The organism is Variovorax sp. PBL-E5 (assembly GCF_901827185.1).
In the GTDB taxonomy this organism is placed as follows: domain Bacteria; phylum Pseudomonadota; class Gammaproteobacteria; order Burkholderiales; family Burkholderiaceae_C; genus Variovorax.
The window spans coordinates 431,658-451,974 of sequence record NZ_LR594672.1 but is presented as its reverse complement, the minus strand read 5'-3'; the positions used below and the strand labels follow the sequence as shown (position 1 = coordinate 451,974).

Here is a 20,317-nt window from a genome sequence, read left to right as displayed (position 1 = left end):
AGTATCAGATGCAAGCATTTTAGATTTAGCCGCACCGTAGTGGCGCCGGCGCCACCTGGTTTTTCTCAGGCCCGATATGGCCCAATCTGATTGCCGCCATCGCGCCCGTCGAACCGCCCGTGCAGGCCGCGCAGGCGCGGTCCCGGTCCGATGCCGCAGGCCTGCAAGCTGTGCGATACTGTACGGCCATCCAGTATCCTGGCCGCCGGCAATGTCCGCCCTTCCCGCTTACGCCGAGCTGCGCTGCGTCTCCAATCACACCTACCTGCGCGGCGCCAGCCAACCGGAGGAGCTGGTGGAGCGCGCTTCGCAGCTTGGCTATTCCGCTCTCGCAATCGCTGACGAGTGCAGCCTGGCGGGCATCGTGCGCGCGCACGTTGCTGCCAAGGAGCACGGCCTCAAGCTTCTGGTCGGAACCCAGGTCCAGGTTGCTTGCGGCCACCCCTTCACGTTGCTCGTCCTTGCGTGCAACCTGAACGGGTACGGGAACCTTTGTGAATTCATCACCAAGCTTCGGCGTGGCTCAGAGAAGGGAAAATACGAACTGCAGTTCGCAGACCTGACCGCCGCGGCCCTTGAGGACTGCGTCGTCGTCGCCTGCCCGAAGCGGATGTCGACCCCGGAACAGCTGGAGACAACAGGACGCTGGCTCCTGTCAGAGTTCCGGGGGCGTTGCTGGTTCGGCGTCGACCTTCTGCGCCTCATCGACGACGAGATGTGGTTGTACCGACTCCGCCAGGTGAGCGAGCTGACGGCAATTCCCTTGGTAGCCGCCGGCGACGTTCATTTTCATGTTCGCTCCAGGAAACCACTCCAGGACGTACTGACCGCTACGCGAGTTGGCCGCCCGCTGACGGAGTGCGGCCTCGACCTTCAGCCAAACGCAGAGCGGCACCTAAGAACGCGTCTTCGGCTGGCGCAAACCTACCCGGAGGATTTGCTTGCAGAGACGCTCAACGTGGCCGCGCGCTGCCAATTCAGCCTCGAGGAGCTTCGATACCAGTACCCCGACGAAGTGGTGCCGGACGGGGAGACGCCCTCCTCCTATTTGCGGCGCCTGACCTACGAGGGCGCCGGCCGACGGTGGCCAGAAGGGGTGCCGGCGAAGGTCCAGCTACAGATTGAGCACGAGCTGACATTGATTCAGGAGCTCCGGTACGAGCATTACTTCTTGACCGTCGCTGACATCGTCCAGTTCGCGAGGTCTCGCAACATCCTGTGCCAAGGGCGCGGGAGTGCCGCCAATTCCGTCGTCTGCTATTGCGTGGGCGTCACTGAGGTCGACCCAGCGCGCATGAGCGTCCTTTTTGAGCGTTTCATTTCCAAGGAAAGGAATGAGCCGCCGGATATCGACATCGATTTTGAGCACGAGCGTAGAGAAGAAGTTCTCCAGTACCTGTACCGGCGTTACGGACGCGACCGTGCCGCCATCACCGGTGTGGTGACCAGCTATCGGCCCAAGAGTGCGGTGAGGGACGTGGGCAAGGCGCTGGGATTTGACCTTGAGGTGGTAGACCAGCTTGCCAAGAATCATCAGTGGTTTGACGGCAAGGCGGTCATGCCGGAGCGTTTAGTGGAACTAGGCCTGTCGCTTGATGACCTGAAGGTGCGCCAGCTGATGTTGCTTACAGGGCAACTGCTAGGGTTCCCAAGGCACCTCAGCCAGCACACCGGCGGGTTCGTGCTCACAAGGACGGCGTTGTCTCGGCTGATTCCAATCGAGAACGCCTCGATGAAGGACCGAACGGTCCTGGAGTGGGACAAGGATGACCTTGACGCTTTGGGGTTTCTCAAGGTCGACTGCCTGGCTCTGGGCATGCTGACCGCCATCCGCAAATGCCTGGATTTCATCGGTCAGCGTAAGGGGTTCGTATTCGCGATGCAGGACATCCCGGCGGAGGACCCCGAGACGTACGAGATGATTTCGCGCGCGGACACCGTCGGAGTCTTCCAAATTGAGAGCCGCGCGCAGATGAGCATGCTGCCGCGGTTGAAGCCTCGGTGTTTCTACGACTTGGTGGTCGAAGTCGCGCTCGTGCGCCCCGGGCCCATCGTCGGCGGAATGGTGCACCCGTATCTGCGGCGTCGGCAGGGGCTCGAGCCCGTGACGTATCCAAGTGAAGCGCTCAAGGAGGCGCTTGGCCGCACGTTGGGCGTGCCCGTATTTCAGGAGCAAGTAATGCAGATTGCGATGCTTGCCGCGGGGTTCACCGCCGGGGAGGCGGACGGGCTCCGCCGAGCAATGGCTGCCTGGAAGCGCAAAGGCGGTCTGGAAAAGTACCATTCCAAAATCGTCGAGGGCATGACGACGCGGGGCTATGAAAAGGCGTTCGCCGAGCAGATTTTCGAGCAAATCAAGGGCTTTAGCGAGTACGGATTTCCCGAAAGCCACGCGGCGTCGTTCGCCCTCCTCGTCTATGCGAGCTCGTGGATTAAACGGCACCACCCGGCAGAGTTCCTGACCGCAATGCTGAACTCCCAGCCATTGGGGTTTTACAGCCCAAGCCAACTGGTACAGGATGCCAAGCGGCATGGAGTCGTCGTCCGGCCGCCCGACGTCATGCACAGCAACCTGGACTGCACGCTTGAAGACCTCCCGCATGCGCCGGCGGTGCGACTTGGACTTCGGCTTCTCGCAGGGCTGCGGTGGGAATCCGCGCAGCGCATCGTCGATGAACGCGCGCGAGGGCCGTTCGACAATGCTGAGGACCTTGCCAGGAGGGCGCGGCTCGAGCTGGCTGAGATGAAGTTGCTCGCAAGCGCAGATGCCTTGATGTCGCTGAGCGGCCACCGGCGGGTCGCGGTCTGGGACGCCGCGGCTCTCCGCTCTGTGCCCGAGCTCCTGCAGGAGGCGCGCGTCGACGAAGACGTCCTGGAGCTGGCGCCGGCGCCCGAGGGTGAAGAGGTGATGTTCGACTACGCTGCGACGGGCTTGACGTTGCGCAGCCATCCACTCGCGCTGCTTCGACCGTTGCTCGCAAAACGGGGGCTGGCCACGGCCGCCGACCTGCAGGACGTTGAGAACGGGGCGGAGGTGCGCTATTGCGGACTGGTCACTCTGCGGCAGCAGCCTGAGACGGCGAACGGCGTCATCTTCGTATCGCTCGAGGATGAGACCGGCGTGGTGCAGGTGATTGCCTGGCGCAGCATCAAGGAGGCGCAGAGGCAGGAGCTGCTGAACGCCCGACTACTTGCCGTCAAGGGCACTTGGCAGCGCGAAGGTGAGCTCCGGAGCCTAGTCGCAGAGCGGTTGAAGGACCTGACACCATTACTTGGTCGACTGCGAACCACTTCCAGGGACTTCCATTGATTTCTCAATGCCACGGCTAAACCGCTGAGCTATATCGATAGGGACATCCGCACCCGCGGGAATAGCTCGAGCGCAATCCGCGATGTTGGGGAACGCATTCGGAGAAGCCCCGCGTAAGCGGGGATAGCTCGTTCGAGAGGCACCGCAGCTCGGCGTATTGAGGGCACCTCCCGCGTCGGCGGGGATACCTCGTGCCATCACCCAACGGAGTTCATAGCCGCAACGTTCCTCCAGCGTAAGCAGGGATAGCTCGTAGTGCTCGTCCTGCAGCTCTACGATGAGCTTGTCTGCCCCGCGAGAGCGGGGATGTGCTTGGGCATAGCCCGCCCAACTCAACGCCCCTGGGTGTCGGGTTCCGGGACGTTCGGGCTTATAGCTTGATGCCTATCACCGTCGCCAAGGCGTCCAAGCGATTCTCTGGCAGTGCGGCCAGGTGCATCGCGATGCGCTCGAGCTTGGGGGGACTTTAGGAGGCTCTCCTGCTGCGTCAACGCCAGTAACGAGCCAGCGCGCACTCACCTGAAGGGCGTCTGCCACTGCAAATGCATTGACTGCTGATACCCCGCCGGCGTCTGACTCCATCTTGCGCACGGCCTGCAGCGTGACGCCCACGAGGGCAGCTAGCTCCTTCTGCGTCATTCCGAGCCTCTCGCGACTAGTGATGATTCTTTTCGGGAGGTTGTCCATCTCCAAACTGTATTCGAAGTGTTGGCTCGGCCGCGCCAGCGAACGACGTTTGTCGCCGTTCCGGCGTTTTAGGACGGCCCAAGCCGCACCTGGGCGCGCAATCAGTTTAGACCGCTAAATACTCACTCTAGACGGAGCTCCACCAGGAGCTTCGTTTGACTGCAGATTTTCTAACCTATTGGGGCAAGGCGCACCCATTGCCCGGCACAACTGTCGCTTGGCACCCCCTTGCGTATCACAGCTTGGACGTCGCTGCGGTCGTTGGCGAGTACCTGCGGGTCAATCCTTCGCTCAGCTCGACGCTGGCTCGACTCCTGGGGATGGCCGAGGACGCTGCAATCAAGGTGGCCATGTTCCTGGCAGGCAGCCATGATGTTGGCAAGTTCGGCCCGTTTCAAGCGAAGGTCGAGGAGCTGTTTGCTCAGCTGCAGCCGGACCAACCGGTTCCCTCTCAAGCTGCACAGCACCACTCCCAGGCCGGCATTTCCACCTTACTCGACTGGGTGTCGGCCCGGTGGTACCCCGATTCCCTCGAAGACGCGGAATTAGCGCTAGAGCCCCTTCTGAACGCTTCTTGCGGGCACCACGGCAGGCCAGTTGACCTCTCAAACTCGACAGGGGTGGGGAAGCGCACGACTGCGGCAGCCCACGCCTACCTTGATGCCGTTGCCGACGTATTGGGGCTCGACAGTTTCGTCGACCTTTGGGACGGAGGCGGCTACCGCCAGGCGTCATCCTTGCTCGCCGGCGTGCTGACCCTCTGCGACTGGGTCGGCTCCATGCAGAGGTTCTTTCCCTATCGAGCACCGACGATGTCCTTGAAGTGCTATTTCGTCGAGGCACAAGACCAAGCGCGTACCGCGCTGGTTGAGCTCAGCCTGGCGGAAAAGCGCCCAAGCGCCAAAGCCGGGCTCTCGCACCTATTCCCTGCGTTCACGGCGAGTGCCACACCGCTACAGCGATTTGCTGATAGCGTCGAGTTGGACCGCGCCGGCCCTTCCCTGTTCATCCTGGAGGATGAGACCGGTGCCGGCAAGACCGAGGCCGCGCTGACCCTTGCTTCGCGGCTGCTTCAGGCCGGAAGAGGCACCGGGGTGCTCGTCAGCCTACCGACACAGGCCACCGCCGATGCTCTTTGCGGGCGGCTGCTGCCTTTGGCCAACATGTTTTTTGAGGCAGAAGGCGGAGTTCCGTCGTTCTCGCTGGCACACGGAAGTGCGTCTCTGTCGCTGGCGCGGCTGCGCTCGGAGCATCTCGAAGCTGGGTCGATTTGTGCCGACCTCGACAGCTGGGCCCAGGACAGCAGCAAGACTGCCCTGCTTTCGGACGTCGGGGTGTGCACCATCGACCAGGTCGCGCTGTCTATCCTGCCGGTGAAGCACTTTTGCTTACGGCAACTGGGCATCGGGCAAAAGGTCCTGGTTGTTGACGAGGCTCACGCATGCGACGCCTACATGCTCAAGCTTCTTGAAACAGCGCTCGAGGCACATGCCATGCGCGGCGGTAGCGCCATCCTGCTGTCGGCAACGCTACCGCGGAAGCACAAGGCCGCCCTTGTCGCTGCCTTTCGGAAGGGCGCCCGTTGGACTGGCGCGCAGGCCGTCCCTGTCTCCACCGACTACCCTCTTGCCACTGTCGCCTCTTCGGGCGGCATGGTTGAGACGCCGATTGCCGCACGACGTGTGAGCAGGTTCACCCGCATTCAGCGAATCGGGGATAGCGCAACCGAAGCCCTCGTCCTGAGGCTACTTGCAGCAGGCAAGTGTGTTCTCTTGCTGCGCAACACAGTCGGCCGTGCCCAGGCGGACTTCGACACGTTCTTCGCCCTGTTGCCAGGCCAGGTGCAGCTGGCGCACGCGAAGTTTGTCGGCAAGCATCGCTCGGAAAATGACCGCAACCTGCTGGAGCAGTTCGGCAAGCGCTCGACATCCGCTACTCGCAAAGGACAGCTGGTCATCGCTACCCAGGTGGCGGAGCAGTCACTCGACGTGGACTTCGACGAGCTCATCACCGACTTGGCCCCAATCGACGCCTTGCTGCAGCGTATCGGCCGCTGGCGCCGGCACGTTCGGGACGCCGACGGGAAGATGGCGATGGCAGGCGACGATGCGCGCGGGGAAGGCCTGGTGTACGTAGTCGCGCCCGAGACTCACGGCAATGTCGACTTCCTTGCGGAGCTCCCTGCGAACACGATGTTCGTCTATCCCCTTCCTGTGGTGCTCTTTCGCACGGCACAGTTGGTTGAGGAGCGCGGTGGCTTGCAGATTCCCGCAGGCGTTCGGGAAGCCGTCGAGTTCGCGTACGACGAAGAGGCCGAGGCGCCAGCATTTCTGGCGTTTGCGGAAGAGCGGTCAGAAGGGAAGATTGAAGCAGCCAAGCGAGCGGCTAAAAACGTTCGACTGAATCTGACCGTGGGCTACTCCCAGTTGATTGCAGACGTGGCGCCTGAGCAAGCAGTGACCCGGCTGGGGGAGAAGTCGGTCCGGGTAGTGCTTTGCGACCAAGGCGGCGCCCCCTTGTTTGGCAGCATGGAGTTGTCCCGCCTAAGCCTACGAGCAAGCCTACTTGCTCTCGAGGTCGACGACACCGGGCACGCAAAGTTGAGGATGGGCGCAGCCGGCTCGGGTGAGTGGGAGATGTTGGCGGTCGACCATGCGAGCAAGGAGCGATTGGTCCGCTACAGTCGGACCCGTGGGTTTTCGGTGGGCCCACCACAGCGGCGGAGATGAGAGCCGCGGCGCACGTACGTGCGCCAATGAACGGATAAAGCCGGTGGCTAAAAAATGCAGGTGCGAAAGACGTTGACCGCGCAAGCGGGGATAGCTCGCCGTAGTTTCGGGTGTCGAACGACGCGTGCGTCTCTCCCCGCGCAAGCGGGGATAGCTCAGGAGCATCGGACCGATGCCAACCGTCGCCATCGTTTATCCCGCACAAGCGGGATGATGCGCACCGGATACGGAGGCCGCAAGCCGGCTCCCCCCCCACCAGCGCAAGCGGGGATAGCTCGGCCGGTCTCGTTCACTGATATCGCACCGAACGGCTCCCCCCCCCCCGCGCTAGCGGGGATAGCTCGGTCTGCGATGCCGTCCTCTTTCGGGGTGACCGGTCTCCCCCGCCTACGCGGGGATAGCTCGGGTTGTCGCATCATCACTTGCGGTGGCGTTGAGACTTCCCCGCGCACGCGGGGATAGCTCAGGCTGGAACCGCGAGCGCGAGCAGTATCAGGCGTCTCCCTGCGCAAGCGGGGATATCTCGGACTTGAGGGCTGCCATTTGCTTGTCTCCTGCGTCCCCTCCGCGCAAGCGGGCATAGCTCGTTCTGTAGGACGTCGTGCACGCCGCCGCCCTCGTCTCCCCCGCGCAAGCGGGGATATCTCGGGAAGCAGCAAGTAGTCGCTCTCATTTGCGTCGTCGGCCCCGCGCGAGCGGGGATAGCTCGCCCCCCCACCAGAACGTCCGGCCGCGCATCAGAGTCTCTCCCGCGCGAGCGGGGGTAGTTCGTGCGATTGCTCGTGCAGTGGCGAGAACCATGGGTCTCCCCCGCAAGCGGGGACAGCTCGCTCGCCCACAGGAAATGTTCTGGATGGGGCATGTCCCCCCGGCGCAAGCGGGGACACTCGAAACGATTGCCGTCGTGCTCGCAAGCGGGAATCGCCGGGTCACGTCAAGGCGCCCTCATTCGGCGGGATATTTGCTCTCCGCGTCAGCAGAAGACCTGGTGGTAACGCAGCGCTACACCTGGGTATGAACGCCCCGCTAAAGCCTATCTATCGCCTTCAGAAGGAACGGATACCCTTCATTTTCCTGAGCTACGGCCGCCTTGACGTCAAGGACGGCGCATTTGTACTGGAGGATGCGAATGGAACTCGCGTGCAGATGCCAGTGGCTGCTTTCAATGTCTTGTTTCTTGAGCCCGGGACGAGCGTGACCCACGCTGCCTTCCAGCTCGCGGCCCAGTGTCACACTCTCATTTGCTTCGTTGGCGAGCAAGCGTGCCGTACATACTCTGTCGGGCGCCCTTCCGACGGAAACCCTACCAACCTTAAAGTGCAGGTCTTGGCATATGCCGACGAAGCCCGGAGGCTTCAGGTGGCCCGCAAGATGTTCGAGATTAGGTTCGGCGAGGCGATTCCGGCCCGACGCAGTATTGAGCAACTTCGAGGCATCGAGGGGGTGCGGGTCCGCGAGTCCTACAAATTGCTGGCTCGACAGTTCGGAGTGGACTGGAAAGGCCGAACCTACGAGCAAGGAGAGTGGGACGCTGCCGATAGCGTCAACCGGGCCCTGTCCGCAGCGAATGCGGTGGCTGTTATTCTCGCCTGCGGATACAGCCCACGATAGGGTTTGTCCACGACGGAGGGGCCAAAAGTTTTGTATACGACATTGCAGACCTCTATAAGTTGGAGATTTGCGCACCTCTTGCGTTCAGGGCTGCCGCGGGGAGCTCGGCATTCGCGGTGGAGACTCAAGTAAGGCGGCACCTGCGTGACCACTTTAAGCAAACGCGATTTGTTGCGCGGGTCGTGGATGACCTCAAAGGCCTGTTCGAAGAGTCGACCGCATGATGCTCGTCCTCGTCCTGACTGGTGCGCCACCTCGCTTAAGAGGCCGGCTATCAACGATACTGCTTGAGGTGCGGGCTGGCGTCTATACCGGGCACGCGACACAGAAACTGCGTGAAGAACTATGGGCGTTGACTTGCGGCAACATCGAGGATGGCGACGCCCTGATTGTGTGGCCAGACCAAACTGAGGTTTGCGGCGTCTCGTTCCGGACGGTAGGCGTGAATCGGCGCCGGGCGGTCGAAGTCGATGGGCTGCAGCTGGTGGATTTCCCTCGGTTGAGCACAGACGAGGTCCCTGAGTCCATTATGGATTTAGCAGGTCTAGCGGAGGTGGTTTTCCCCGGTGGACAGTGTGACAACTAAAATGTTTCGCTAAATCAACGGGTTAGGGGAAGAGTCTCCCCCGCGCAAGCGGGGATAGCTCGCGCAGCGTCAGGCTTTGGCGTGCTGCGTGCGCGTCTCCCCCGCGCAAGCGGGGATAGCTCGTCTTGTGGGGCGCTGACGGCCGCTGCAACGTCGTCTCCCCCGCGCAAGCGGGGATAGCTCGTAAATCCGTTCGCACCAAGGTGAGCCGCACGCGTCTCCCCCGCGCAAGCGGGGATAGCTCGCCGTGCTGGGGCGCGCGTACCGCGCAGCTGCTGTCTCCCCCGCGCAAGCGGGGATAGCTCGCAGTCTTTGCTTCCATCTCGAGACGTCGAGTAGTCTCCCCCGCGCAAGCGGGGATAGCTCGCCGGCGTCCACCGCGTTCGACATCGTGCCCCTGTCTCCCCCGCGCAAGCGGGGATAGCTCGCGAGGCTTGTTGCATGCAAAGAAGGGGGCTTCGTCTCCCCCGCGCAAGCGGGGATAGCTCGTCGACCATCGAGAGCATCGCCATCCAGGAGCCGTCTCCCCCGCGCAAGCGGGGATAGCTCGCCGACGAGGAAGCCACCCAGACATCCGTAGACGTCTCCCCCGCGCAAGCGGGGATAGCTCGCGGCTGGTGATTGGCCTCGAGGACGCCGAGGGGTCTCCCCCGCGCAAGCGGGGATAGCTCGTGCGCTATCACCTGGCAAGCGCGCTGCATTGAGTCTCCCCCGCGCAAGCGGGGATAGCTCGCCCTCTTCGAAGTGGTCGATGCCGGTGGACACGTCTCCCCCGCGCAAGCGGGGATAGCTCGTGAAATTGGTCGTCCTCGATTTGCTCACGCGTGTCTCCCCCGCGCAAGCGGGGATAGCTCGGTACGGGCTGCGGGCGATGAGCATTTGCTGAGGTCTCCCCCGCCCAAGCGGGGATAGCTCGCCCTTGATGGCCAAGTTCACGCCAATGAGCACGTCACCCCCGCTTGCGCGGGGATTGGAAGTCTCGGTCGACCGCCAACGGACAGCCCGTGCCAGGCTCTTGTGCTGCGGCGTGGAGCCTGGCCTCAGCTTTTAAGGCTGTAACCTATACTCGAGCGCATTGCGCTATCAGTGTCCTTTGTGATACAATGAGTGACGCTTTAGCATTCGTCGCCTACGTCATCAAGCAAGGCGGCATAATTTCACTATTCCGCTGTGCGCATGAACGTACTCTTAGACCCTTGGGTCCCCCTCCTGCTGCCAGACGGTACTGTGGCCAAGCAGCGCATGGTGGACATCCCTACCTCCGGTGCGCTTCGTGTGGAGCATGCCCGAGCCGACTACTCAGCGCTCATCACTGAGCTGGCGGTGTGCGTTTACCAGACCCTTGCGGCGCCGCACGACAGGATTGCGCGACGAGCTCTGGTGCGGGCCCCCGACCTTGCATTGCTGGACAAGGCGTTTCGAACTGCCGCGCCTGCGTTTGAAATCTTTGGTGACGGTGCACGATTCCTGCAGTCGCCAGAAGCTATTGGCGGAGAAATCCCTGTGCGTGGCCTGGTACCAGAGGGGCCCGGTGCGAACGCTGTTGCCAAAAACACCGACCTTTTCGTTCACCGCTCGGCACTCGACTCAATGTGCCCACATTGCGCCCCGGCGGCCCTCTTTGGCAACCAGGCGCATGCGGGCCAAGGAGGTTCCGGCTACAAGGTTGCCCTGCGCGGGGGAAGCGCCCTGGCCGCGCTCATCGAGGCACCCACCTTGTGGGAGACCATCTGCCTCAATCTACTGGACCGCGACACGTACACCGACCGCTACTGCCTCGAGGGTGGAGCGGAAGAGGATTTCCCCTGGACGACGGGCCTGAAGGTCTTCAGCAAGGAGGCAATCGGGCCAAGGGAGCTGGGTGCGCACGCGGCGCTCTGGTGGATGCCCCGTGCCCTGCGACTCCATGAAAGCGCGAACGCGGACGGCACCTCATGCTCCACCTGCGGAGAAGTTCACCCCACGCATATTCGAACCGCGAGCCGTGACAAGACGGCCGCCCGTCCGCCTGAGGGGCTCCGCCACCCTCACACGGCGTGGTGCATGCTCAAGAACGAGAAGGAGATAGACGGCGTCAAGACCAAGGTGGACGTTGAGGCCGCGGTCATGGTTCCGTCGGAAGGCTACATGCTCGGGGACTGGCTCGCGCTGACGCTGGGCGCACAAACCCCGACCCGCCGAATCTTGGCCGGCCTGCCCGCGATGGCACACCTGTCCCGCGCAGAGGCCGCGCGCGCTACCCTTCGCGTCTTCGGTCCGCGCTACGCCACCGCCACGTTCCTGACCTGGTTCGACGAGGCGGGGCCACTATTGGCCGCAGCTGACGCGGAGCACCTTCGTCAATTGCGAGCAGAGGCCGAGAAGCTGGTTGCCGAAGCGCAGCGGGTCCTCGTCATCGTCCGGACGGCCGCCCGGAAGAACCTCGGTAGCAAGAAGCGACCCCTTGCGGTGCCGCTTTCCAGCAGTCCCGGGCAACTCGAATCCGAACTTGCCGGCCGCGCACGCTCACTCATCAGCCGTGCACTGGCGAAAGTCGACGGAGCCGGCGGCAGCCTCACGCAGGATGACTACGAGCAATTTTGCAGTCAGTTGCGCAAGGCGGCAGTATCGCTGTTCAACAGAGCGCTAGTCATCGACTTCGCGAATGAGACCTTGAGCCACAAGCTCGTTCTGCTGAGCGCCAAAACGTACTCACTGATTTACCCCAAGGCCAAGCCGGCCTCCAACCAGGACGCTATCGCCGCATGACTCCGCCAAACCCTTCCCTGTCCGCCGCCAACATTGTGGTCAGCGCCATCTTCGCCCTGAAGGCTTCCCGGAATCCGGAGTACTTCAGGTTGCGCCGAGGCAGCGAAGCGCTCCACGCAATGTTCGAACCCACTTTCCCCCAGACACGGCAGGCACTCTCCGCTGCGGGTCACCGCGTGCGTGACGAGAACCTTGCATGCGCGCTGCTTCTGCTTCCGCACGTCGGGCAAGGCAAGGCGAGCCTGGGGCAGGCTCTTGGGGACAAGAAGCACCCCTACTCCGCGCTCCGTTTCCAGCAGCTCGTTACCGCCGAGGGCCCGGAAGAGCTGTTTACGCATGTTCATCGTGCCATCCGCTTCGTTGAGGGCCAAGTGTCGCCCTTCAGCATCGCCGACCTCGCGCTGAACTGGACTGAGGGTTACGCGGACGTCCTGCGCAAGCGGCTCGTTGCGGACTATCACTCCGTGAAGCTCACAGCCGCCTGAGCCGCGTCGCACCCACTCCGTCTCCGTTTTCATCCAATCCAATCGGCATCTCTTATGACCAAGAAGTTCATTCAAATCCACGCACTGACCGCGTACGGCGCCAACAACCTCAACCGCGACGAGTTGTCGCGTCCGAAGAGCGAAGTGTTCTGCGGAGTTCCTCGTCTTCGCCTGTCCTCGCAGTGCTTGAAACGGGCTTACCGCACGAGCGAAGTTATGGCCGACATCATGACCGGCACGCGCAGCCGCGACCTGTGGTTCACGCTTGCCTCGGAGCAAGTCGCCCTTGGTCACCCTGAAGCGGCCGTAATCGCGCACATCGTGCCTGTTCGCGACGCGTTCGAGGGTAGCAAGAGCGCCGCTCCTAAGGACGAAGAATCCGGGACGGACGACGCGGATTCTGAAACGCCGCCGTCCGAGGCGAAGAAGGGCAAGGGCGGCAAGAAGAAGAAGGGCGCTGCGCCCCTCCCCGCTACCTTGGCGGAGCTCAAGGGGAACCTGTTTTACGCCAGCAAATCGGAGGTCGAGTTCATCAAGACCGTACTGGCCGACTCGCTCAACCCCAGCGGCTCCACCAAGGGCGCTCCTATCGAGCAGAAGGTGGTCGAGGGCCAGATTCTGGACCTGCTCATGAGCGTCGACGTGGCGATGTTCGGTCGCATGGTTGCCGGCAACAAGCCCCTCTCCGTCGAAGGCGGGGTGCAGGCCGCTCACGCGTTCACTGTTCACAAAGCGACTGCTGACGATGACTTCTTCACCGCTGTCGACGACATTTCGCCAGACGAGGGCTCGGGCCACATGGGTTCGAACGGTTTTGGCGCAGGGGTGTACTACTCCTACTTCAACGTGGACGTCGACGTACTGCTGAAGAATCTTAACGGTGACAAGGCGCTGGCGGCACGAGCAATCGAAGCCTTCATTGAGGCCGTCGCGACCGTGGCGCCCGGTGGCAAACAGAATACGTTCGCGGCGCGCTCGTACGCTTTCTACCTGGCGGTCGAGGTCGGGAATGCACAGCCTCGCTCCTATGCGGATGCCTTCGCCGCTCCGGTGAAGGGCGACGACATTACGGGCGGCGCCGTTGCAGCGCTGCGTGCGAACCGTGAAGCAGCCTTTCAATGCTTCCCCTCGCAGCGTACCGAGTATCGCGAAATGTTCGTCGCTGCCCGTCAAGGCTCCCTTCCTGAAGTGCAGGCCCTGGTGGCAGAGGCAGTGGCGGCTTAAGGGCAGACCGTGCACTACCTTGTTCTGCAACTGAAGGCGCCGTTAGCCTCCTTCGGGAGCACGTCGGGCGAGCAACGAGGCACTGATGGTCGGCCTCGCCGCGCCGCGGTGGTGGGCTTGCTCGCGGCTGCGCTAGGCATTCAACGTTCGGAAGACAGCCGCTTTCTCGCCCTGTCCAACGCGCTGTCGCTAGGGTATGTGGTACTTCGCACGCCAACTGTGCTGGTCGACTTCCATACCGTGCAGGCACCTGCAAAGCAAATCGGTCGCACCCGCAGAGAGCAGCTGGCCACCGGCGAGCCGAATTCGATGGTGACCCGTCGTGAGTACCTGCAAAGCGGCCACTGGTTAGTGGTCCTTGGAGGGGAGGAATCCGTTCTGCGCACCATTGCCGATGCACTGTGCGCGCCCGCGTTCCCGCTTTACCTCGGCCGCAAGAGTTGTGCGCTGTCAGCCTTTACCGCACCACTCGTGTTTGCCGCCGAGACGGCGGAGGACGCAATGCGCGAGTGGAGCCGTCGTGTCGGAGGCACCGGCCATCCGTGTGAGCGCGAGTTCTTCTGGGAAGCCGACCTGCCAACGGCGGTCGAGCCGCTTGTCGTCCATCGGCGAAACGACCGACGTACTGCGCTCTCGAGAAACAGTTTTTCCTCCCGCGTTGAGCGGGAGGGTCATTTGACCCTTTGATTTTCATGCAGCTCACCCACCTCACCCTCCCCCGTACCCGCGAATCGGTCGCCGCCTATTCCCGCCTGGTTGCGAACAAATACGTGGAGCACCAGGCGCTCTGGTCCATGCTCCAGGCTCGACCGGATGCCTCCCGGGAGTTCCTCTACCGCACTGAAATCACGGATGACGGTCTCGAGGTCTACGTTTTGTCGCCGAAAGCGCTCTCGCCCGAGGGTCCATGGCGCGCCCGAACGCGCGAATACGCGCCCAAGGTACGGGCTGGCCAACTGGTGGGCTTCTCACTTCGGGTCAGTCCGACGGAGGATAAAGCCCAGGGGCTCAATGCTCGCAGCAAGCGGGTCGACATGGTGATGGACCGATATCAGGCCGCTGGCGGCGAGGTCGACGTTCAGACTATCGCGCAGGGGGTAGCGGCCGATTGGCTCGAACGCCGCGAGGAAAGCTCGGGTTTTCGGGTCGTGGACTGCTCTGCGGGAAACTACCGACGCTTCGACGTGACGAAGCGGGGCCAGCACATGACCAAGCTTTCCTACCTGGACATCACCGGTACCCTCGAGGTGCAAGACCCCGCTCGTTTCCTCACGAAGCTAGCCACGGGATACGGTAAGGCGAAGTTCGCCGGCTGTGGCTTGATGCTGCTTTCCGCACCGAAGTAACCCTTGCGCGGGCAGAGCCGACGGGGAGCCGCGGAGCCTGGTCGCAGAACGGCTGAAGGACTTGACGCCACTGCTAGGGCTGTTGAGGACAAGCTCGCGGGATTTCAAGTGACGCAGCGAGACCGTTCGCCGCAGCAATGGCGCGGCGCGTAGTCTGTCTGGCGTTAATTTCTCGATGCCCCTTCAGTCCTGCTCGACCTGGCGGCGCATTGTTCGTTGCGAGGCCAGCTCAGGGTGACATTCCTCCCCCCGCCAAGGCGGGGGGATTCCTACGTTTTAGGCCAGGCGCTGAGCGTGCACCTGTCCAGCGTGGTGGTCGTATCAGCCGCGCAAGTTGGGTGCTCGGGCGCCTGGCAAGAGCTGCGGGCTCCTATCGTGCGACCATGGCGTCCGCCTAATATCCCCGGCCTGAAGACGGTGGGTTTACGCGAGATGGTTGCTAAACCTCGCTCGGCATACACTACGTTCTACAAAGTCCGGCCCTTAAACGCAATTGAAGGTTATAGCTTTATAGAGTAAAGTATGTGTCCCGTATAAATCGAAGGACGCTAGTGCAAGAGATTCGTCTGCAAGGTTTGCTCGCCCAACAGTCCCGGCGGCACAAGGTGCTGAGCGTGACGGCGCTGCCCGGCCAACTGCGTGCCATAGCCCGGGTCGAACGCGTGGGTCGTGAAGAGGACGGGAAGCTGCGGGGTTTCCAGCGTCACCTTGTTGCCAAGCACATCCGAGAAATCAGTGAGTACCTTCAGGAAGGGCATGCCATCCTGCCAAACCCGGTCGTGATTGCCTTCGTCAAGGGCGCGCGGGTTGAGCAAGTTGCCGGCAAGCTCCATGAGCTGGTGGTCACGCTCCGTGACGGCGACGGGCCCGGCTTCGTGGTCGACGGCCAGCAGCGTCTCGAGGCGCTCGTGGCGAGCGGTCGAACAGACTTCGAGGTCTTCTGCTCGGTCCTCATCTGCGAGGACTACGCCGAGCTGCGGCGGCAGTTCGTGCTCATCAACAACACTCGGCCTCTACCCAAGCAGCTGGTCTACGAGCTTTTGCCAACAGTGTCGTCGTTGCCCAAGCGCATGAGCTCCCGGTCGTTCGGCTCCCAGGTTGTCGAGCAGCTCAACTATCGCGCCGACTCGTCGTTGCGCCGCGCGGTGAGCCAGCACACCAATCCCAAAGGCGTTGTGCGGGACACGGCGCTTCAGAAGCTCGTCATGTGCTCCCGCTCTGACGGCGCGCTTCGGGAAGCGCCGGCGGAGACCGCGGTCGCGCGCTCGGCTGACCTGGTCAGCGACTTCTTCTGGGCCGTCCGGGACACCTGGCCCTGCGCCTGGGACGAGCAGACCCCTCGGACCTCCCGGCTGGTCCACAGCGCCGGCATCATGGCGCTCGGCTTCGCCATGGACTACTTGCACGGCGTCGAGGGCGCCCGAACCAGGCAACAGTTCAGGGCCGGGCTGGAGCGCATCGCCAACGAATGCGCCTGGACGCACGGCTCCTGGCGGTTTTCGGTGGACGACGTTCGCCCTTGGAACCAAGTCCAGAACGCGGGTCGCGACGTATCCATCTTGGCCAACCACCTGGTGCGCAGCCTTAAGGAGACCGGGCGTCCACGCCGGCGCGCGGCGCGTGTGGGCATCCAGTCGGCCTTGGCTTGACAGCAAGGACCACGGGGCTGCACTCGCCCACCGTCTTCGTTGCCTGCTGCTCGCAAAAGTTGAAATCGGCTGCACCGGCGAGGGACTTGTACTGCTCGGACCTGTTCAGGAAGGCGCGCGCCTGGACTGAGCGGCAGACCGGGAGCTGGTACATCCTGTCCGCAAAGCATGGGCTCGTGCACCCGGACGAGCTTCTATCGCCCTACGACCAGTCTTTGAACGACCTCAGTGCGGCTGGTCGCAAGGCGTGGGCCCGGGAAGTGGAACGCCAGATGCAATCGGCCAGCCTCCGAGGAGAGGCCTGCGTCGTCCTCGCGGGGCGGGCCTACCGAGATGACTTGATGAGATTCCTGTCCACGAGGTTTGGCGACGTGCACGTCCCGCTCGCCGGGCTCGGCATTTTGTCGCAGAAGGCATGGCTGAAGCGGCGCCTGGCGCAGCAGGCGGCCGGGTTCGCGCAAGCAGCGTGATAACTTCGACAGAACGTTGAACAGAGGCACCATGGAAGAAGGCGAAGACAAGTACAGGGGATTTTTGGACAGGTCGTTCGACACGGCCTTCGAGGCGTTGCGCCTTCCTTTGCTGCCTTGGGTAGGCTCGGCCTTCCGAACGTCCGCCAAAAGGACCATCGTGCTGGGCGAAAGCCTCTATGTCTGGGGCTCGGCTGAGGAGTACGAGAGGAACCGCGAGAAAATTTCGGTCGTTGACAGCATGCGCTGGCGGCACCTGAGGATGGGCCTGTCGGACAGCTTTCCAAAGGGCAGCCGCAAGCGCGCATTCCTCGCGAATTTCGAGCGAGCCGTGTTCCTGAAGACACGGCCCTCCGCCGCGGAGCGGCAGAGGCTGTGGTCCGAGGTCGCCTACCTCAACTTGGTGCCACGGCTGCTGAATTCCCGCACGCATCGGCCGAAGGACGAGGACTTCGTGGCCGGCTGGAACCAGTTTTTTCCAGTGGCGGCCGCGCTAGAGGCTGAGCGTTGCATCGTCTATGGCACAGAGCCAAAGAAGATTGCCGCGCTTCGCGCAATGCCTGACGTGCAGATACTCGTGCAGGAGCGCCTACCTGCGATTGTCGACACCCGCCCGCTGCACATGCGGCTCGTGCACGGGGGACGGGAGCTGGAGCTCTTTTTCGTCCGCCACCCCAGCGCGTATTTTCCCTGGGACGAATGGGGGCCGGTACTTCGCAGCCGCGGTGTTTGGCTGGACTCCACTTCCGTCCCGCCGGCCCAAGTCGCTGAGCCCGCTTAAGGACCACACAAGCGGCCTTCCAATCGCGGGCTGAATCCCTTACGCTGGAACCTCGGGGCAGGAGGGTGCCCGCCACAGCGAGGAGAAGCTCGATGCATTTGTTCGGAACCGTGATGCCATTTCATCGGGCCGCCGGATGCCTAGCGCTTGTGGCGTCCGCAGCTCTTGCGACGGCCCAGCCGGCACCGACGGCGCCCCGCGGTCCCTCGGAGGAGGCTATGCGCGCCTTCCTTGCCCAGGGCAAATGGAGCACCACGGCTGATGACAACATCAGCGGGGAGTTGCTGCAGGCCGACTTCATCAAGACGCTGGTCGAGGCCTACGAGACGAATCCGACAGACGCGACCGCAATCGCCAATCTGTCGCTCATTCCCCTCGCCCTGGCGGTCGCCGAATGGGGCGTTTCGCCGACGACAGGCCTCCCGAAAGACCCAGCGCGGAGAAACTGGGAGGCGGTCGAGAGCACCGGGGACGGCAAGCACCTCATGAGCTATTCCAAGGGCGGCATTGGCGTCATGCACCAGGACTCGGGCGGCTTGGAAAAGCTCATGGGGTACCTTGAGAAAAACCATCCGGACGTCGTGCCGGCTGCGAACAAGAATGAATTCTTCAAGCTCAAGGGCGTCAACTTCGACAGGCTCTATGCCAGCGGCGGCCACTGCACGTCGCCCCTCACCGAAGTCAAGACGGACCTCGCGGGTGCAGCGTTCCAGCACGATGAACACCCAAGATTTGCCGGCAAGAAGTACTGCAGGGACTATTTCCGGAGCACGTTGAGTCCAAAGGACTGGCAGGTGTTTCGGCACGGCATGCGCGAGGCACTGCGTCGCGAGGACGTGCAGTTCCGCATCATGCGGGATTTTGCAAACAACGAATGGGCCTCGGCCTATCGGCTGGTGGTGACCGACGGCAAACACGACGTGCGGGAGGCGTTCATCCTCGCACGCATCTGGAATTCCAGCCCAAGGGGCGCCAGGTGCGCCTTCGGCCACGCAAAAGGGGCGACGGGTACCGCCGCTCGCATCCAAAAGGAACTCGAGGCCTACGCTGACGACGAAATTTGCCCCAAGGACGGCAAGGAACGAATGGTCGAGCGATGGCCGTACATGCGCCGTGCCGTGCTTGCGTACGACGCGTTCGCGAAAAAGCCACCGCCCTGACCAGCTTGCGGGCCGTCCTTCCCGAATCGAAAAAGCCCGCCTCCTCGAGAGGAAGCGGGCGGTAAATCATTCGGTCAGGCCGGCAGGGCCTTGAGCAAGTTGAACTTTGCCTCGGCGAGGCGCTTGAAGTCCTGTTTGGCGGACCTGAGCTGGATGCTGGCGCCAGTAGCGACGGCAAAGTCACGCAGCAAGTCGAGCGCGACGAGCTGCCGCAATGTATCGAACGCCGCGAGAACGTCGTGCACGCCCAGGCAAAGACCAGGCTTCACGTCCTTTGCGGCTTCAGCCAGGAATTGGGCGAAGGCGAACGCCATGCGCTCTCCCCTGCTCGCTTGCCACATGAACGCGCCGTGCGGGTTGCCACGATGGGTGACGCAGAGTCCCAGCACCGTGCGCCTCAGCCCGTAATCCAGGCCCATAAGGCGCCGGAAGATGACCTCCACGTGGTCCCAGACCTCGTCCGTGAACTCGTCGCCTCGGGACACGAGGGCCGGGCTGTCGTACCGACGCTCCGCCTCGCGGTAATCTAGGATGGGCCCAACCGTGAGGCCGGCCGACGCCTCGAGCTGTTCGGGCGTCGTCCCCAGCTGTTCGTACGGCTCCCGCACCAGGTGCAATTCCGGCCGTTCTGCCGCACGGGCGGCGCCGACCAAGGGCTGAAAGGGGTTTTGCAGCAAAAGCTGTGCCTGCGCAGGCGTGACCACCCGCTTCATGGCGTAGTTCCGGTCGTCGTTGACGATGTGGGCCCGCGCCACCAGGTACTCCGGTTGGTCGATGAGTTCCGACGGCCCGACGACGAACAGGTACAGGTTCTTCTTCGGGCTGTACTCGAAATGGTCCTTGCCGCACACGTGCTCCCAGAGCTGGCTGCGTGCGTATTCGACCTCCCCCTGGCTGCCAGCAAAGGAAAACACCTCCTCGGCAGCCACAATGTACGCGATGCCGTAGAAGGCGTCCAAGGCATAGAGCTCGGCGCGCAGGTGGTTGCCGATTCGGCTGTACGGAAGGCCTGCCTCCCGCAGGATGCCCTCGATTTCGTCGAGCCGATAGGGGGCTTCCGCGGCGGTGTCGTTTGCGTTCAAAAAACTTCTCCTGTGAGGTTGTCCTGCAACCGTCTAGCGAGAGCACGAGGGCTGGACGCCCTCTCAAAAATGTCAGCTTTGGCTTGCAATTTCGCCGCCGTCAGCCCAGTTGTAAGCTATGACTAGCAGCCCACGCGCATCCGCTAAGCTGGCCAACACCTTGGCTGGACCCGCACCGGCCCGCGGGTCGGGCCTCGAGATGGCTCCTTCCAATTCGCCGAAGCTTCGCTACGATATGCGCATGCGACGTAAAGACCCGATTCCACCGATGCCGTCCTTCGAGGAGCAGATGGAAGCCTACCGCGCGGAAAGCTGGCGGGTCTTCTGCGAACACCAACGTTCCCGCAATGCAATCGACCAGCGGCCTTGGTTCCCCTGGGCGGTCGTTGGCCTGGGGGCGAGTCTCGGCGCAGCCCTTGTTGCCTTGGCGGGCTGGCTCAAGGGCTAGA

At 62.9% G+C, this 20,317-nt stretch carries 16 protein-coding genes and 1 CRISPR repeat array; of the genes, 14 read left to right on the top strand and 2 right to left on the bottom strand.

Annotation, left to right across the window (positions count from 1 at the left end; all coding sequences use genetic code 11):
• Positions 1-211 precede the first annotated feature (211 nt).
• Positions 212-3,310 carry an error-prone DNA polymerase gene (locus WDLP6_RS29965; RefSeq protein ID WP_162570916.1) on the top strand — a complete coding sequence of 1,033 codons (3,099 nt, stop codon included), beginning with the start codon at positions 212-214 and terminating at the stop codon, positions 3,308-3,310.
• Between the two features lie 387 nt (positions 3,311-3,697).
• On the opposite strand, the gene WDLP6_RS35565 is transcribed toward WDLP6_RS29965, so the two are convergent.
• Entirely contained in the window at positions 3,698-3,997 is a 300-nt protein-coding gene (locus tag WDLP6_RS35565; protein ID WP_083944145.1) for a helix-turn-helix domain-containing protein, read from the bottom strand.
• A 155-nt stretch (positions 3,998-4,152) separates the two neighbouring features.
• On the opposite strand from WDLP6_RS35565, the gene WDLP6_RS29955 reads away from it, so the two are divergent.
• From WDLP6_RS29955 to WDLP6_RS29900, 12 genes are all read left to right on the top strand, one after another.
• A complete protein-coding gene (locus tag WDLP6_RS29955) occupies positions 4,153-6,726 on the top strand; it encodes a CRISPR-associated helicase/endonuclease Cas3 (RefSeq protein ID WP_083944146.1) in 2,574 nt (857 codons plus the stop codon).
• 1,014 nt (positions 6,727-7,740) lie between these two features.
• Positions 7,741-8,337 carry a CRISPR-associated endonuclease Cas1 gene (locus WDLP6_RS29950; RefSeq protein ID WP_068674089.1) on the top strand — a complete coding sequence of 199 codons (597 nt, stop codon included), beginning with the start codon at positions 7,741-7,743 and terminating at the stop codon, positions 8,335-8,337.
• Positions 8,338-8,557: 220 nt separating this feature from the next.
• Entirely contained in the window at positions 8,558-8,923 is a 366-nt protein-coding gene (gene cas2e / locus WDLP6_RS29945) for a type I-E CRISPR-associated endoribonuclease Cas2e (protein ID WP_068674091.1), read from the top strand.
• Between the two features lie 33 nt (positions 8,924-8,956).
• Positions 8,957-9,839: direct repeats of the CRISPR family, unit length 29 nt; unit sequence GTCTCCCCCGCGCAAGCGGGGATAGCTCG.
• A gap of 260 nt (positions 9,840-10,099) precedes the next feature.
• Positions 10,100-11,671, top strand: coding sequence for a type I-E CRISPR-associated protein Cse1/CasA (gene casA, locus WDLP6_RS29940; RefSeq protein WP_068674093.1), 1,572 nt, complete (start codon positions 10,100-10,102; stop codon positions 11,669-11,671).
• A complete protein-coding gene (casB, locus tag WDLP6_RS29935) occupies positions 11,668-12,156 on the top strand; it encodes a type I-E CRISPR-associated protein Cse2/CasB (protein WP_068674095.1) in 489 nt (162 codons plus the stop codon). Before casA ends, casB begins: the two co-directional genes overlap by 4 nt.
• A 54-nt stretch (positions 12,157-12,210) precedes the next feature.
• Positions 12,211-13,380 (top strand): type I-E CRISPR-associated protein Cas7/Cse4/CasC, encoded by a 1,170-nt coding sequence (cas7e, locus tag WDLP6_RS29930; RefSeq protein WP_068674097.1) that lies wholly within the window; start codon positions 12,211-12,213, stop codon positions 13,378-13,380.
• Between the two features lie 9 nt (positions 13,381-13,389).
• On the top strand, positions 13,390-14,067 hold the full coding sequence (gene cas5e / locus WDLP6_RS29925) for a type I-E CRISPR-associated protein Cas5/CasD (protein ID WP_083944147.1): 678 nt from the start codon (positions 13,390-13,392) through the stop codon (positions 14,065-14,067).
• A 5-nt stretch (positions 14,068-14,072) separates the two neighbouring features.
• Positions 14,073-14,726 carry a type I-E CRISPR-associated protein Cas6/Cse3/CasE gene (gene cas6e, locus WDLP6_RS29920; protein WP_146039555.1) on the top strand — a complete coding sequence of 218 codons (654 nt, stop codon included), beginning with the start codon at positions 14,073-14,075 and terminating at the stop codon, positions 14,724-14,726.
• Between the two features lie 551 nt (positions 14,727-15,277).
• Complete coding sequence (dbpB, locus tag WDLP6_RS29915) at positions 15,278-16,375, top strand: DGQHR domain-containing protein DpdB (RefSeq protein ID WP_162570915.1); 1,098 nt, start codon at positions 15,278-15,280, stop codon at positions 16,373-16,375.
• The gene (locus tag WDLP6_RS29910) at positions 16,372-16,845 is read left to right on the top strand and encodes a DUF6884 domain-containing protein (RefSeq protein WP_332105935.1); all 474 of its coding nucleotides are present in this window, start codon (positions 16,372-16,374) and stop codon (positions 16,843-16,845) included. Before dbpB ends, WDLP6_RS29910 begins: the two co-directional genes overlap by 4 nt.
• Positions 16,846-16,876: 31 nt before the next feature.
• A complete protein-coding gene (locus WDLP6_RS29905) occupies positions 16,877-17,626 on the top strand; it encodes a hypothetical protein (protein WP_068674103.1) in 750 nt (249 codons plus the stop codon).
• Between the two features lie 218 nt (positions 17,627-17,844).
• Positions 17,845-18,786 carry a hypothetical protein gene (locus WDLP6_RS29900; protein WP_068674105.1) on the top strand — a complete coding sequence of 314 codons (942 nt, stop codon included), beginning with the start codon at positions 17,845-17,847 and terminating at the stop codon, positions 18,784-18,786.
• 74 nt (positions 18,787-18,860) lie between these two features.
• Here the strand turns inward: WDLP6_RS29900 and WDLP6_RS29895 are convergent, their stop codons facing one another.
• A complete protein-coding gene (locus tag WDLP6_RS29895; RefSeq protein ID WP_068674107.1) occupies positions 18,861-19,868 on the bottom strand; it encodes a hypothetical protein in 1,008 nt (335 codons plus the stop codon).
• 241 nt (positions 19,869-20,109) lie between these two features.
• Here WDLP6_RS29895 and WDLP6_RS29890 point away from each other — a divergent pair, with 241 nt between their 5' ends.
• Positions 20,110-20,316, top strand: a complete 207-nt coding sequence (locus WDLP6_RS29890) for a hypothetical protein (protein WP_146039551.1) — start codon at positions 20,110-20,112, stop codon at positions 20,314-20,316.
• Position 20,317: the final 1 nt, after the last annotated feature.

Excerpts from the sequence above, each read along its gene's own strand:
- WDLP6_RS29965 (WP_162570916.1), top strand. The coding sequence starts at position 212 with ATGTCCGCCCTTCCCGCTTACGCCGAGCTGCGCTGCGTCTCCAATCAC.
- WDLP6_RS35565 (WP_083944145.1), bottom strand. The coding sequence starts at position 3,997 with ATGGACAACCTCCCGAAAAGAATCATCACTAGTCGCGAGAGGCTCGGA.
- WDLP6_RS29950 (WP_068674089.1), top strand. The coding sequence starts at position 7,741 with ATGAACGCCCCGCTAAAGCCTATCTATCGCCTTCAGAAGGAACGGATA.
- cas2e (WP_068674091.1), top strand. The coding sequence starts at position 8,558 with ATGATGCTCGTCCTCGTCCTGACTGGTGCGCCACCTCGCTTAAGAGGC.
- casA (WP_068674093.1), top strand. The coding sequence starts at position 10,100 with ATGAACGTACTCTTAGACCCTTGGGTCCCCCTCCTGCTGCCAGACGGT.
- casB (WP_068674095.1), top strand. The coding sequence starts at position 11,668 with ATGACTCCGCCAAACCCTTCCCTGTCCGCCGCCAACATTGTGGTCAGC.
- cas7e (WP_068674097.1), top strand. The coding sequence starts at position 12,211 with ATGACCAAGAAGTTCATTCAAATCCACGCACTGACCGCGTACGGCGCC.
- cas6e (WP_146039555.1), top strand. The coding sequence starts at position 14,073 with ATGCAGCTCACCCACCTCACCCTCCCCCGTACCCGCGAATCGGTCGCC.
- WDLP6_RS29905 (WP_068674103.1), top strand. The coding sequence starts at position 16,877 with ATGGAAGAAGGCGAAGACAAGTACAGGGGATTTTTGGACAGGTCGTTC.
- WDLP6_RS29900 (WP_068674105.1), top strand. The coding sequence starts at position 17,845 with ATGCGCGCCTTCCTTGCCCAGGGCAAATGGAGCACCACGGCTGATGAC.
- WDLP6_RS29890 (WP_146039551.1), top strand. The coding sequence starts at position 20,110 with ATGCGACGTAAAGACCCGATTCCACCGATGCCGTCCTTCGAGGAGCAG.